Raw genomic sequence first — 12,737 nt, 5'->3', positions numbered from 1 at the left:
TACCAACACTTAACCAACTAATAAGCACGATGGAGAAACACCATGAAACCTACAATGGCTCTCAAACCACTGGTTTTCGCACTTGCAGCAGTAATGGCAATGGCGGCTCAGGCAGGCGGCAATGATCATGGTAACGGGCACGGCAATGGCCATGGCAACCATGAACCCAAAGGCCCTACCCTGGAACAACTTCTGCAAATCGGAGCCGGCGCCGGGGCTGCCGTACTCGACACGCAGAACAGCGATGGCAACCTGGTGGGCAACCAAGGCACCAAAAACGATGCCAACGTCAATAACTCGGCCAATGGCACCAACGGCAACGTCGGCATGAACAACACCGCCGGCGATGGCAACCAGCAAGACAACGCTGCTGCACTGGCGACTGCCGACGAAAGCTTTATCTTCGGCAGCGCGGTATCGGTCTCCAGCGCCACTCAGGTCAACAACAACAACGCGGTTGCCAACTACTCGACAACCAACAACGCCAACCTCAACAACGTGGGTAACGGCGGTTCCGGCAACATTGGCGTGAACAACAGTGCCGGCAACTTCAACCAACAGAAAAACAACCTGGCTATTGCTGTATCGGGTGGTCGTGTAGCTAACGCTGCTGCTGCTGCGAACCAAAGCTCCACTGGCCTGACTGTGTCCAATAACGGCACTCAAACCTACAAAAAAGATACCCTCACCGGCACCGTGGCCGCCGTCGGCGCGTTCGCTGCCGTTGGCAAGGCTACCATCGAAGGTGATAAAGGCCACGGCGGTGGCGGCTATGGCGACAACGATCGCGGCCATGGCGGTAACGGCGGCAGCAAAGATCAGAAAGCCACCTTCGAAGCTGTCGGTGTCTTCGGCCTGGCTGGCGTCACCACTCAACAAGTGCTGACCCCTGATGGCTGGAAAAACCCTGTGACCAACAACGCGAACATCTCGAACGTTGGTAACAACTTCTCCGGTAACGCTGGTTACAACAACGCCGCCGGTGTTGGCAACCAACAAAGCAACTCGCTGTCCATCGCTGCAGGTTGCAAAGCCTGCATGTAATCGCGATCGAAACGAAAGCCCCGGAAACGGGGCTTTTCCTCAGTCCGCAAAGGCGTATCGATCATGCGTAAGACTGCCTTTATCGCCCTGCTTTGCCTGTCCGGCCTGACCCAGGCTGCCCAGATGCCCGTCGCTGCCCTGCCCGGCGGCGTACTCGTCTACAAGAACGTGCAAAGCATTCGTGAACGCAAGTTTGCCGACATCGTCGAACAAAAAACCGATTTCAGCTGCGGCGCCGCCGCACTGGCCACGGTACTGCGCCAAGCTTATTGGCTCGACGTCGATGAAGAGCACATCATCAAAGGCATGCTGGTCAACGCTGACCAGGACCTTGTGCGTACTCAAGGTTTCTCCATGCTGGACATGAAACGCTACATAGAAAGCATCGGCATGCGCGCCAGGGGCTACAAGATTCCACCGGATAAACTCGACGACGTAACCATCCCGGTGGTGGTACTGATGGAAATTCGCGGCTACAAGCATTTCGTGGTGCTGCAGCGTTCGGACAAGGATTGGGTTTATATCGGAGATCCCGTCTTAGGCCATAAACGCTACGCCCATGATGACTTTGTCAAAGGTTGGAACGGCATCGTCTTCGCCATCGTCGGCCCCGGTTATGACAAAACCAATGCATTGCGCATGCCGCCGACCCCGCTGACCGCGAAGAACAAGCTGGATAACTTCAACCCTGTCAGAGATGCCGAATTGATGGACTTCGGGTTCATACAGAGCGACTTCTTTTAATCGCCGATTATAAAGAATGGGGCTGGATGTCCCGGGAGCAGCAGATGAAAACCTCATACTGGCTGGCCGCCGCCTGCCTGGCAGCGAGCGCGTCAGGCTATGCCAATGCAGGATTCAAACCCATCGAAGTTCAGGATCAGGAGCTGTCCCAGCTTCGTGGTCGTTACGTCATGCCGGGGCGGATCATCAGCTTCGGCATTGTCATGAGCAGTACCTGGCGCAACGCCAGCGGTGATCTGATCGGCGCTGCGACGTCGATGCAAATCCAGGCCGCCACGATCAAACCGGAATTCTATGTCTCGACCATCAAGGAACAGGGCAACGGCAGCACCCCGACTCCGGGCACTGGCAATGTCATTGGTGGCGCGGCACTCAACAGCAGCCAGGGCGTGACCCAAAGCGTACGCGCCGCCGGCGACGGCAACACCGCCAGCAACAATGTGGCCATCAATGTAAAAGAAGCCAACACCCCTCCTCCGCTGGCACCCGCACAAGGCCAGGCGCTGATGGCCGGGCAGACCATCGGGGCCAGCAATGCCGCCGGCAGTGTCGCCGTTTCGGCCAGCAGCGGTGGTGTGCAAATGGCGATTCAGGCTTCGGGAAATCAGGGCACCGCCCTGCAACAGGTCGCTCAGGGTGGCCTGCTGCAGAACACTCGCCTGCTGGGCAGCGCCAACGTGGTCAACAACATGACCCAACTCAATGTTGTGCTTAACAATAACGGCATCAGCCCCGGCGCACTGGACTGCAACCTGACTCAACTCAGGGCACTACGCAATATCGGATATTGAACTACGCTGAGTCTCGATCATTGGGCTTAAAGGGACGGCTTATTCATGTATCGATCAGTATCACTGCGTGCCGCTGTATGTCTGAGTACTCTTCTACCTGCGGCGATGCTGCAAGCAGCACCCGACGCAGATGTGGAGACCCTGAAACAGGAACTTCTGGAGCTGAAGCAACGATACGAAGTACAACAAAAGGCCCTGGCGGTGCTCGAACAACGGGTCCGTCAGGTCGAGGACCAACCGGCAGCCCCGCAACCCAAACGCTTGGCCAAGTCGCCGTCTGACATGAAAGGCAATCCAAAAGTCGCTACCAGTACCGGAGCGCCTGGTACCGGTGCCGCAGCAGCGTCGGGGGGCGCGGCCGGGGGGAGTGGCGCTTCTTACGGCCAGTCGCTGGCCGACGACTCGCAACCGGCCCAGAGTGTGTCCAACCTCTACGACGAGGCCAGCGGCTTCTTCGGCGGCGGCAAATTCAGCTTTGAAACCGGTGTGACCTACTCGCGTTACGACACCCGGCAACTGATCCTCAACGGCTTCCTCGCGCTGGACTCGATCTTTCTCGGCAACATCAACCTCGACCGGATCAAGGCTGACACCTGGACGCTGGACCTGACCGGGCGCTACAACTTCGACAACCGTTGGCAGTTCGACGTGAACGTGCCGGTGGTTTACCGCGAATCGACCTACCAGTCCGGTGGCGGCAACGGTGGTGCGTCCAACGTCACGACGGAACAGGATGTTTCGCGTGATCCAACCCTCGGCGACGTCAACTTCGGTATTGCCTACAAGTTCCTCGACGAGTCGGTCAACACCCCGGACGCCGTGGTCACCCTGCGGGTCAAGGCGCCAACCGGCAAGGATCCGTTCGGCATCAAACTGCGCCAGACCGACGCCAACTCCAACCTGTTCGTGCCTGACACGCTGCCAACCGGTAACGGTGTCTGGTCGATCACACCCGGGGTTTCGCTGGTCAAGACGTTCGACCCGGCAGTGCTGTTCGGCAGCTTGTCCTACACCCACAACCTGGAGGAGTCGTTCGACGACATCAGTTCGACCGTCAACCAGAAAAACCCGGGCAAGGTAAAGATTGGCGACAGCTTCCAGATCGGCGCCGGTATTGCGTTCGCTCTGAACGAAAAGATGAGTATGTCGTTCTCGGTGTCTGACCTGGTGCAACGCAAGAGCAAGCTGAAACAGGATGGCGGTGATTGGCAATCGGTGGTCTCCAGTGACGCCAACGCCGGTTACTTCAACGTCGGCATGACCATTGCCGCCACGGATAACCTGACCATCGTGCCCAACCTGTCGATCGGCATGACCGACGATGCCCCGGACTTCTCCTTCAGCCTGAAATTCCCGTACTACTTCTAAAGCACAAGATCGCAGCCTGCGGCAGCTCCTACAGAGGTAATCCCTGTAGAAGCTGCCGCAGGCTGCGATCTTTTGAGCTTTGTTCTCTAGCGAATCTGATGCTTGTGCAGCAGCCGATAAAACGTCGGCCGCGACACTCCCAGCACCTTCGCCGCGACACTCAGGTTGTCGCTGTGACGGTTCAACACATCGCACAGCGCCTGGCGTTCAGCGCGCGTCTTGTAGTCTTCCAGCGTACCCATCGGCGTCGAAATCGTGTGCTGGCTGAGCAATCCCAGATCCCGGGCTTCGATCTGTCGGCCTTCCGCCAGAACCAGACCCCGTCGCACGCGGTTGGCCAGTTCTCGAACGTTGCCTGGCCAGTCGTGCTTGCCCATGGCGATCAACGCATCCTCACTGAAGCTGCGCGGGCGGCGGCCGGTTTCGTGGCTGTAAAAATGCGAGAAATGGTTGGCCAGCATCGACAGATCACCGTGGCGCTCGCGCAATGGCGCGGTCACCACTTGCAGCACATTGAGGCGGTAATACAGGTCTTCGCGAAAACGCTTTTTCTCGATCGCCGCTTCGAGGTCGACGTGGGTGGCCGCCAGCACGCGAACATCCACCGGGATCGGCTGGCTGCCACCCACGCGCTCGATGTGTTTCTCCTGCAGAAAACGCAGTAGATTGGCCTGCAATTCCAGCGGCAGATCGCCGATTTCATCGAGAAAAAGCGTGCCACCATTCGCGGCCTCGATGCGCCCGACCTTGCGCTGATGCGCACCGGTGAAAGCGCCTTTTTCGTGGCCGAACAGTTCGGACTGAATCAAATGTTCGGGAATCGCCCCGCAATTGATCGCCACGAACGGCTTGCTGTGGCGCTGGGACTGGCGATGCAGCGTGCGCGCCACCAGTTCTTTACCGGTGCCGCTTTCACCGCGGATCAGTACCGGCGATTCAGTCGGCGCCAGTTTGCTCAATAACTTGCGCAGCTCGCGGATCGGTTTGCTGTCGCCGAGCAGCTCATGTTCCGGCTGGTCGACGTGAATCGTGCCTTGCCCGCGCAAACGCGCCATGCCGAACGCGCGGCCCAGGGTCACCTGAACCCGTGAGACATCGAACGGCAAGGTGTGGAAATCGAAAAACCATTCGCAAACGAAGTCACCCACGTTCTGCAACCGCAGGACTTCCTGGTTCAACACCGCGATCCACTCGGTGCCGCTGCGGCTGATCAGTTCCTTGACCGCTTCGGGACGTTCAAGGTGAAAAGGTTGCAGTCGCAGCAGTCCGACATCGCATGTCCGATCGGCGGCATTTTCCAGGCTACAACTGTCGACATCCCAGCCCACCGAGCGCAAACCAGGTAATAACCGGTGACAGTCGTCGCACGGGTCGACCACCAATAAACGTCGTAACGCAGGCGCTTCGATCATGACTGTTCCTTGGCGCCAAATTTAAGGAAATTATTGTAAAAACAGTCATTTGGCAGACCCGACTGTAACATTAGCAAGAAATTGACAGGGCCTTGTATCGATTGCTTATAGGTGTACAAGCTAACGAGTTATAAGAAGCAAGTTTATTAGTCAGCTATCGAGTTGCTATCTTTCACCAGGCTTTCAAAATCGTTCGGAATGTTGATCCTGAGCAATTAAGATGAAATTTCTCTGTTTCGTGTGTGACCTGCCACGGGGTTGCGTGCATCAGTACAAGTAACCAGCCGAACGGTAAGCCCAACCGACGGCACATCACTTGATTGGGCACGACAGAGAGAAGACCCCAATGACCGCCCCGCTCCGTATCAACGAAGCTCTTTTGATTGCCAACCACGCGTTCAAACCCTTTCAGTGCGTGGCCTGGGCCCCACAAGACGGCAATGGCGAACTGAACCTGACCGTCATCGACCGTACCAACTCGCACATCGGTCGCCAGCAGATTCCAAGCAGCGCCTACTCCGATCCGGCGCAACTGGAACTGCTGTTGCAACAGGCCCGCGCCGAATTGAGCAAAGAAGGTTACCTGCTGCAATCGTGGTCGATGCCACATTGATCAGAGGCTGATGCGGATGACTTTCACGTCATCCGCTCTGTTCTTTGTTAGTTATCCGCTGCTGTTTATCTTCAATGCTTCTGTACAACTTTCTTCAAGCTGCCAGGCGCCACTGCTTGGCAGGCTTTCGTTTGGTTCAAAAAGACACTGTTATGGCACAGTGCGACCCTCCACCTGTTAGTTCTGTCAGTTGAACTTGCGTGTATTCAGGGATTGAATGTTCCGCTCATGCAGTTACCGCCCATTCGGGCCTGGTCAACTTGCAAGGAGAGGCATGCATGTCACCCGAGAACGCCTTTGCGCGCCCGGCACTACTCAACAGTTCCGGGCAACTCGACAAACAATTTGCCAACACTGGCGTTGCCCAAGTGTATTTCGCCGGCAGTGTTTCCAGCATGACTCAGGGTGTCGCACTGGATCGACAGGGGCGCGTGCTGGTCGCCGCCAAGGTCGGCACTGCGCAAGGCAGTCGTTTCGGTCTGGCACGCCTACTCGCGGACGGTTCGGCCGACCTCGCTTTCGGCCAGCATGGCAGCGTGATTGGCGAGTTCGAACGCGGTTTTGAGGCCACCGGTGGCAAGGTCCAGGTATTGCCCGACGGACGAATCCTGCTGGCCGGGCTGCATTATCAAAACGCCCATCGCACCCTGCCAGCCCTTGCCCTGTTCAGCACCGAGGGTATCCCCGACCCGAGCTTTGGTGAAAATGGCCGCAAAGTAGTGCGCCTGCCCGGCGACCTGTCCATCGGTTCCCGCGATTGCTGGCTGCCACCCGGCGTACCGGGGGCTGAAGCCTGTGACATCGCCGTGCAGGACGACGGGCATATTCTGCTGATCGCCAATCACCACTTCGAACTCGCCGACCATGCCGGAATGCTGATCCGCCTGACACCAGACGGGACGCTCGATGAAAGCTTCAATGGGCGCGGTTTCGTGATGATTCGACATTTGCTGCTCAACACGTGGCTCAGCAGCCTCGTATTGCAGAAGGACGGGCGGATCCTTGTCGCCGGCTCAATTGATTTTCCCCAAGAGGGGCTGGTGGCGCGCTACCTGCCTGACGGGCGTCTTGATGAGCGCTTCGCGGTGGATGGCTTCCTGGCTTTCAAAGCCAACGGCAAAAGCGCGATGGTCTGTCAGGTCATCGAGTCAAAGGAACATCTGCACTGTTTTGGCAGCAGTCGCGATCCGATCCGCTGCCTGGCACTGAGCCTGCATCCTAACGGCCGCCCGGACTGGCGCAACGACACTGGCCACCCGCATCTGCTGGAAATCGGCCCCAGTGGCTGCCAGTGGAGCGCAGCGCAACGCATGGCGGATGGTCGGATCATGGCGGTGGGTGCAACGATCGGCGGCGTCGAGGCCGACTTCATCGTTGCTCGCTATAAAGCTGATGGCCATCTCGACCGAAGCTTCGGCAACGGCCACGGCTGGTTGCGCACGCGCCTGGGCCGCAGCCTGGATACCGCCAATTCTCTCGCGATCCAGCCAGACCGGAAAATTCTTGTCGGCGGCTACTCGCTCGACGGCAACTACCGCGCCATGGTCGCGCGCTATCTGAATCAATAACTTCCCGGACTTGAACTTGCCAGACACATGCGGCAACTTGCGCGCTTCTTAATACAAGGAGCAACCGATGTCCGGTTCACTGGCCCAGGCGTTCGCGCATAATTTTCTCGGGCACTCGCCCCGCTGGTACAAGGCGTGCATCGTCGGGTTCCTGATCCTCAACGCCGTGGTGCTGTTCACTGTCGGCCCGGTCGCCGCCGGCTGGCTGCTGGTGATCGAGTTCATTTTCACTTTGGCCATGGCTCTCAAGTGCTATCCGCTGATGCCCGGTGGCTTGTTGCTGATCGAAGCCCTGCTGCTGAAGATGACCTCACCACAGGCCCTGTACGATGAACTGGTGCACAACTTCCCGGTGATCCTGCTGCTGATGTTCATGGTCGCGGGCATCTACTTCATGAAGGATCTGCTGCTGTTTCTGTTCTCACGGTTGCTGCTGGGCGTGCGCTCCAAGGCGCTGCTGGCGCTGATGTTCTGCTTTCTCTCAGCTTTTTTGTCGGCGTTTCTCGATGCCTTGACCGTAACCGCGGTGATCATCAGCGCGGCGGTCGGCTTCTATTCGGTCTACCACCGCGTGGCCTCGGGCAATGATCCGCGTCAGGACAGCGAATTCAGCGACGACTGCCATCTGCCGGCCCTGCACCATGAAGATCTGGAGCAATTCCGCGCATTCCTGCGCAGCCTGCTGATGCACGGCGCGGTCGGCACCGCACTCGGTGGGGTCTGCACCCTGGTGGGCGAGCCGCAGAACCTGCTGATCGGTCATGAAATGGGCTGGCACTTCGCAGAGTTCTTCCAGAAAGTCGCGCCGGTTTCGTTGCCGGTGCTGGCGGCGGGTCTAGTGACCTGCGTGCTGCTGGAAAAACTGCGCTGGTTTGGCTACGGCACCCTGCTGCCGGACAACGTCCGCGCCGTGCTGGCCAATTACGCCGCCGAAGACAATGCCGAACGCACCCCGCGTCAGCGTGCCGCCCTGCTGGTGCAAGGCGCTGCCGCATTGATCCTGATTGGCTGCCTGGCGTTTCACGTCGCGGAGGTCGGGCTGATCGGTTTGATGGTGATCGTGTTGATCACTGCGTTCACCGGCATCACCGACGAGCATCGTCTGGGCAGCGCGTTCAAGGACGCAATGCCGTTCACTGCATTGCTGGTGGTGTTCTTTGCCGTGGTCGCGGTGATTCACGATCAGCAACTGTTCGCGCCGTTGATCCAGTGGGTGCTGGCGCTGCCGGCGGAACAACAGCCGGGCATGCTGTTCATCGCCAACGGCCTGCTCTCGGCGATCAGCGATAACGTGTTCGTCGCCACGATCTACATCACCGAAGTGAAACAGGCTTTCCTGTCCGGGCACATGAGCCGCGAGCATTTCGAGACCCTGGCGATCGCGATCAACACCGGTACCAATCTGCCAAGCGTGGCGACACCTAATGGCCAAGCGGCGTTCCTGTTCCTGCTGACCTCGGCGATTGCACCGCTGGTGCGCCTGTCGTACGGGCGGATGGTGTGGATGGCGCTGCCGTACACCGTAGTGATGGGCCTGCTGGGCTGGTACGCCGTCAGCTACTGGCTGTAATTACGCCGAATAAACTGTAGGAGTGAGCCTGCTCGCGATAGCGGTGTGTCAGCCCAAGAAATGGTGACTGATACATTGCAATCGCGAACAGGCTCACTCCTACATTTGTTTTTGGGGTGAGTTCAGCGACCGAGGATGTACTTCTCGATCGCCTGCGCCACGCCGTCGTCGGTGTTTGGCGCGGTGACCACGTCAGCCTGGCGCTTCACCGCCTCTTCCGCCTGCCCCATGGCAATCGACAATCCCGCGCAATGGAACATCGCCGGGTCGTTGCCGCCATCGCCAATCGCGGCGGTCTGCGCCAGCGGGATATCGAGGTGCGCGGCAATGGTTGCCAGTGCGGTGCCCTTGTTGGCCTCCAGCGCCGTCACGTCCAGGTACACCGGTTGCGAACGCGAAACCTGAGCCATGCCGCTGACCTTGGCTAACAGGCGCGCCTCAAGCTCGATCAGCAGATCGGTGTTGTTACTGGTGGCGACGATCTTGTCGATGCGCTCCAGGTACGGCTCGAAACTCTCGACCACCACCGGCGGATAACCGAGGCCGTGCTGCTCGCGCGGCACCATCGGCCCGTGCGGATCCTTGAGCAACCAGTCGCCACCGCTGAACACCCAGATCTCCACATCCGGCTGGTCAGCGAACAACGCCAGAGCAATCAGCGCGGTCGGCACCGGCAGGTAATGCGCCACCAACAGACTGCCATCCGGATTGACGATGGTGCCGCCATTGAAGGCGGCGGTCGGCAGATCGACACCCAAGGCTTCGATCTGCTGCAACATGGCTTTGGGTGGGCGCCCGGTGGCCAGGCTGAACAACACGCCGGCCTCGCGCAGCGAACGAACGGCGTCGATGGTGCGTTGGCTCAGGCTGTGATCGGGCAGCAACAGCGTGCCGTCCATGTCACTCAGTAAAAAGCGGATCGACTCACTCATCCCAGACCATGCCAGACGCGACCGTCGCGAGTCAGCAGATCATTGGCGGCTTGTGGGCCGTCTTCCCCGGCAGCGTAGGTCTGCACGCTCGCATCCTGTTGCCAGGCATCGAGGAAGGGCTGCACCGCGCGCCAGCCGTTCTCGATGTTGTCGGCGCGCTGGAACAGCGTCTGGTCGCCGGTCAGGCAGTCGTAGATCAGCGTTTCGTAGCCGGTGGACGGCTGCATCTCGAAGAAATCCTTGTAGGCAAAACCCAGCTCGATGTTGGCCATGTTCAACGCCGGCCCCGGCCGTTTGGCCAGCAGGTCGAACCACATGCCTTCGTTAGGCTGGATCTGAATACGCAGATAGGTCGGCTGCAACTCGTCGACCTCGGTGTCACGGAACTGCGCGTACGGCGCCGGTTTGAAGCAGATGACGATCTCGGTGTCGCGCACGCTCATGCGCTTGCCGGTACGCAGGTAGAACGGCACGCCGACCCAGCGCCAGTTGTCGATCATGACTTTCAGCGCGACGTAGGTTTCGGTGTTGCTGTCAGGCGCCACGTTGGCTTCCTGGCGATAGCCATTCAACGCTTTGCCATCGACTTCACCGGCGCGGTATTGACCGCGTACCGAATTGGCTCGCGCTTCTTCAACGCTCCACGGGCGGATCGCGCCGACCACTTTGGCCTTCTCGCCGCGCACGGCGTCAGCGCCGAACGCGGCCGGCGGTTCCATGGCGACCATCGCCAGCAACTGGAACAGGTGATTGGGCACCATGTCACGCAGCGCACCGGTGTGCTCGTAAAAACTGCCACGGGTTTCGACGCCGACGGTTTCTGCCGCGGTGATTTGCACGTGGTCGATGTAATGGTTGTTCCAGAATGCTTCGAACAGGCTGTTGGAGAACCGGCTGACCAGAATGTTCTGCACGGTTTCCTTGCCCAGGTAATGGTCGATCCGATAGATCTGTTTCTCCGACATGACCTTGAGCAGACAGGCGTTCAACGCTTCGGCGGTTTGCAGATCGGAGCCGAACGGCTTTTCGATCACCACCCTTCTGAACGCTTCCGGGGTTTCCTCCAGCAGTTTGGCCGAGCCGAGTCGGCGTACCACTTCACTGAAAAAACGTGGCGCGGTGGCCAGGTAGAACACCGCATTGCCAGTGCCGCTGTCGGCAATTTTTGCCGCCAGCGCGGAATAAGTGCTGTCGTCCAGGAAGTCGCCCTGGACGTAGCTGATACCTTTGGCGAGCTTGGCCCACAAAGCCGGATCAAGCATCTGATCGCCCTTGCCGACTTTCGCCGCCACTTCGGTACGGATGAAGTCTTCGAGTTTTTGCGCGAAAGCTTCATCGGTAATGGCGTTGTGATCAACGCCGACGATCCGCAGATTTTCGTCCAGCAAGCCGTCGCGACTGAGGTTGTACAGCGCCGGCATCAGCAAGCGCTTGACCAGGTCGCCGTGGGCACCGAACAAAAACAGCGTGGTCGGTGGTGCGGGTTCTGCCTTGGATTTTCTGCGGATCGTATGGGTCATTTCTTCGGTGTCTCCACGTGGCCGCCGAAGCCGAAGCGCTGGGCCGAAAGAATCTTGTCGCCAAAAGTGCCCTGACCGCGCGAGCGGTAGCGCGAGAACAGCGAGTTGGACAGCACCGGAACCGGCACCGCCTGCTCCATGGCCGCTTCGATGGTCCATTGACCTTCGCCGCTGTCAGCCACCGAACCGGAGAAGCCGTCGAGTTTCGGATCGCTGGCCAGTGCGTCGGCGGTCAGGTCGAGCAGCCAGGACGAGACCACGCTGCCACGGCGCCAGACTTCGGCGATGTCGGCCACGTTCAGGTCGAAACGCTGATCTTCCGGCAGACGCTCGCTGGACTTGGTCTTGAGGATGTCGAAGCCTTCTGCGAAGGCGGCCATCATGCCGTACTCGATGCCGTTGTGAATCATCTTCACGAAGTGCCCGGCACCGGCAGGACCGGCGTGAATGTATCCGTGCTCGGCGCGGTGATCCTCGGATTTGCGATCCTTGGTGCGCGGTATGTTGCCCATGCCCGGCGCCAGCGCTGCGAACAGTGGGTCCAGACGGTTCACGGTCTCGGCGTCGCCGCCGATCATCATGCAGTAGCCGCGCTCCAGGCCCCAGACGCCGCCGGAGGTACCGACGTCGATGTAGTGCAGGCCCTTCTCGGCCAGGGTTTTCGCCCGGCGAATGTCATCCTTATAGTTGGTGTTGCCGCCGTCGATGATGGTGTCACCGGCTTCCAGCAAGTCGCTCAGAGTGTTGATGGTGTCTTCGGTCGGCGCGCCGGCCGGCAGCATGACCCATACGGCACGTGGCTTGGCCAGGCCTGCCACCAGAGCGGGCAGGTCGGCAACGCCGGTGGAGCCCTCGGCGACCAGGTTATCGATGAAAGCGGTATTGCGGTCGTAAACAACGGTGGTGTGACCGTTGAGCATCAGACGTCGCGCAATATTGCCGCCCATGCGGCCCAGTCCAATAATCCCGAGTTGCATGTGCTGATGCTCCTTACTACAAATAAATGTGTGTCATTGGTTATAGCCCAACGCGACTGATGGAGGTTAGTCCAGAGCGTTGCGATGAAGTTTCCGGGCATTGTGCCCGATCCAGACTGATAACGCCCCGAATCCTGCCGAAGACACACCGACCATGAAAAATAAAAAAGTTCCATTCACGGGCAAAAGAAATCAAAA

Annotated in this window: 11 protein-coding genes; 7 read left to right on the top strand and 4 right to left on the bottom strand. The window is 59.1% G+C overall.

Annotated features, from left to right (window positions below; genetic code table 11):
- Window positions 1-42 precede the first annotated feature (42 nt).
- From ACM6I7_RS19330 to ACM6I7_RS19315, 4 genes are all read left to right on the top strand, one after another.
- Window positions 43-1,044 (top strand): hypothetical protein, encoded by a 1,002-nt coding sequence (locus tag ACM6I7_RS19330; protein WP_007964628.1) that lies wholly within the window; start codon window positions 43-45, stop codon window positions 1,042-1,044.
- A 63-nt stretch (window positions 1,045-1,107) separates the two neighbouring features.
- The gene (locus ACM6I7_RS19325) at window positions 1,108-1,788 is read left to right on the top strand and encodes a C39 family peptidase (RefSeq protein ID WP_027612701.1); all 681 of its coding nucleotides are present in this window, start codon (window positions 1,108-1,110) and stop codon (window positions 1,786-1,788) included.
- A 44-nt stretch (window positions 1,789-1,832) separates the two neighbouring features.
- Window positions 1,833-2,579 (top strand): hypothetical protein, encoded by a 747-nt coding sequence (locus tag ACM6I7_RS19320; protein ID WP_103367205.1) that lies wholly within the window; start codon window positions 1,833-1,835, stop codon window positions 2,577-2,579.
- A 45-nt stretch (window positions 2,580-2,624) separates the two neighbouring features.
- Window positions 2,625-3,947: a transporter gene (locus ACM6I7_RS19315; protein WP_096796550.1), complete on the top strand. Its 1,323-nt coding sequence runs from the start codon at window positions 2,625-2,627 to the stop codon at window positions 3,945-3,947.
- Window positions 3,948-4,033: 86 nt separating this feature from the next.
- On the opposite strand, the gene ACM6I7_RS19310 is transcribed toward ACM6I7_RS19315, so the two are convergent.
- Window positions 4,034-5,359 carry a sigma-54 dependent transcriptional regulator gene (locus tag ACM6I7_RS19310; RefSeq protein WP_027612698.1) on the bottom strand — a complete coding sequence of 442 codons (1,326 nt, stop codon included), beginning with the start codon at window positions 5,357-5,359 and terminating at the stop codon, window positions 4,034-4,036.
- A gap of 346 nt (window positions 5,360-5,705) precedes the next feature.
- On the opposite strand from ACM6I7_RS19310, the gene ACM6I7_RS19305 reads away from it, so the two are divergent.
- The 3 genes from ACM6I7_RS19305 to nhaB all read left to right on the top strand — a co-directional run bounded on the left by ACM6I7_RS19305 (window position 5,706) and on the right by nhaB (window position 9,110).
- Window positions 5,706-5,972: a hypothetical protein gene (locus tag ACM6I7_RS19305; protein ID WP_003225374.1), complete on the top strand. Its 267-nt coding sequence runs from the start codon at window positions 5,706-5,708 to the stop codon at window positions 5,970-5,972.
- A gap of 278 nt (window positions 5,973-6,250) precedes the next feature.
- Window positions 6,251-7,540 (top strand): hypothetical protein, encoded by a 1,290-nt coding sequence (locus tag ACM6I7_RS19300; protein ID WP_414889067.1) that lies wholly within the window; start codon window positions 6,251-6,253, stop codon window positions 7,538-7,540.
- A 67-nt stretch (window positions 7,541-7,607) separates the two neighbouring features.
- Window positions 7,608-9,110 (top strand): sodium/proton antiporter NhaB, encoded by a 1,503-nt coding sequence (gene nhaB, locus ACM6I7_RS19295; RefSeq protein ID WP_414889066.1) that lies wholly within the window; start codon window positions 7,608-7,610, stop codon window positions 9,108-9,110.
- 122 nt (window positions 9,111-9,232) lie between these two features.
- Here the strand turns inward: nhaB and ACM6I7_RS19290 are convergent, their stop codons facing one another.
- The 3 genes from ACM6I7_RS19290 to gnd are packed head-to-tail and all read right to left on the bottom strand — an operon-like array spanning window position 9,233 to window position 12,539.
- Window positions 9,233-10,042: an HAD family hydrolase gene (locus ACM6I7_RS19290; protein WP_096796547.1), complete on the bottom strand. Its 810-nt coding sequence runs from the start codon at window positions 10,040-10,042 to the stop codon at window positions 9,233-9,235.
- On the bottom strand, window positions 10,039-11,562 hold the full coding sequence (zwf, locus tag ACM6I7_RS19285; protein ID WP_027612694.1) for a glucose-6-phosphate dehydrogenase: 1,524 nt from the start codon (window positions 11,560-11,562) through the stop codon (window positions 10,039-10,041). The genes ACM6I7_RS19290 and zwf overlap by 4 nt, the downstream gene beginning before the upstream one ends.
- Window positions 11,559-12,539 (bottom strand): phosphogluconate dehydrogenase (NAD(+)-dependent, decarboxylating), encoded by a 981-nt coding sequence (gene gnd, locus ACM6I7_RS19280; protein ID WP_007964647.1) that lies wholly within the window; start codon window positions 12,537-12,539, stop codon window positions 11,559-11,561. Before gnd ends, zwf begins: the two co-directional genes overlap by 4 nt.
- Window positions 12,540-12,737 lie beyond the last annotated feature (198 nt).

Origin of the sequence: Pseudomonas sp. IT-93MI4, assembly GCF_949767635.1 — a bacterium.
GTDB lineage: Bacteria > Pseudomonadota > Gammaproteobacteria > Pseudomonadales > Pseudomonadaceae > Aquipseudomonas > Aquipseudomonas putida_A.
This window is presented reverse-complemented; position numbering and strand designations above follow the sequence as displayed.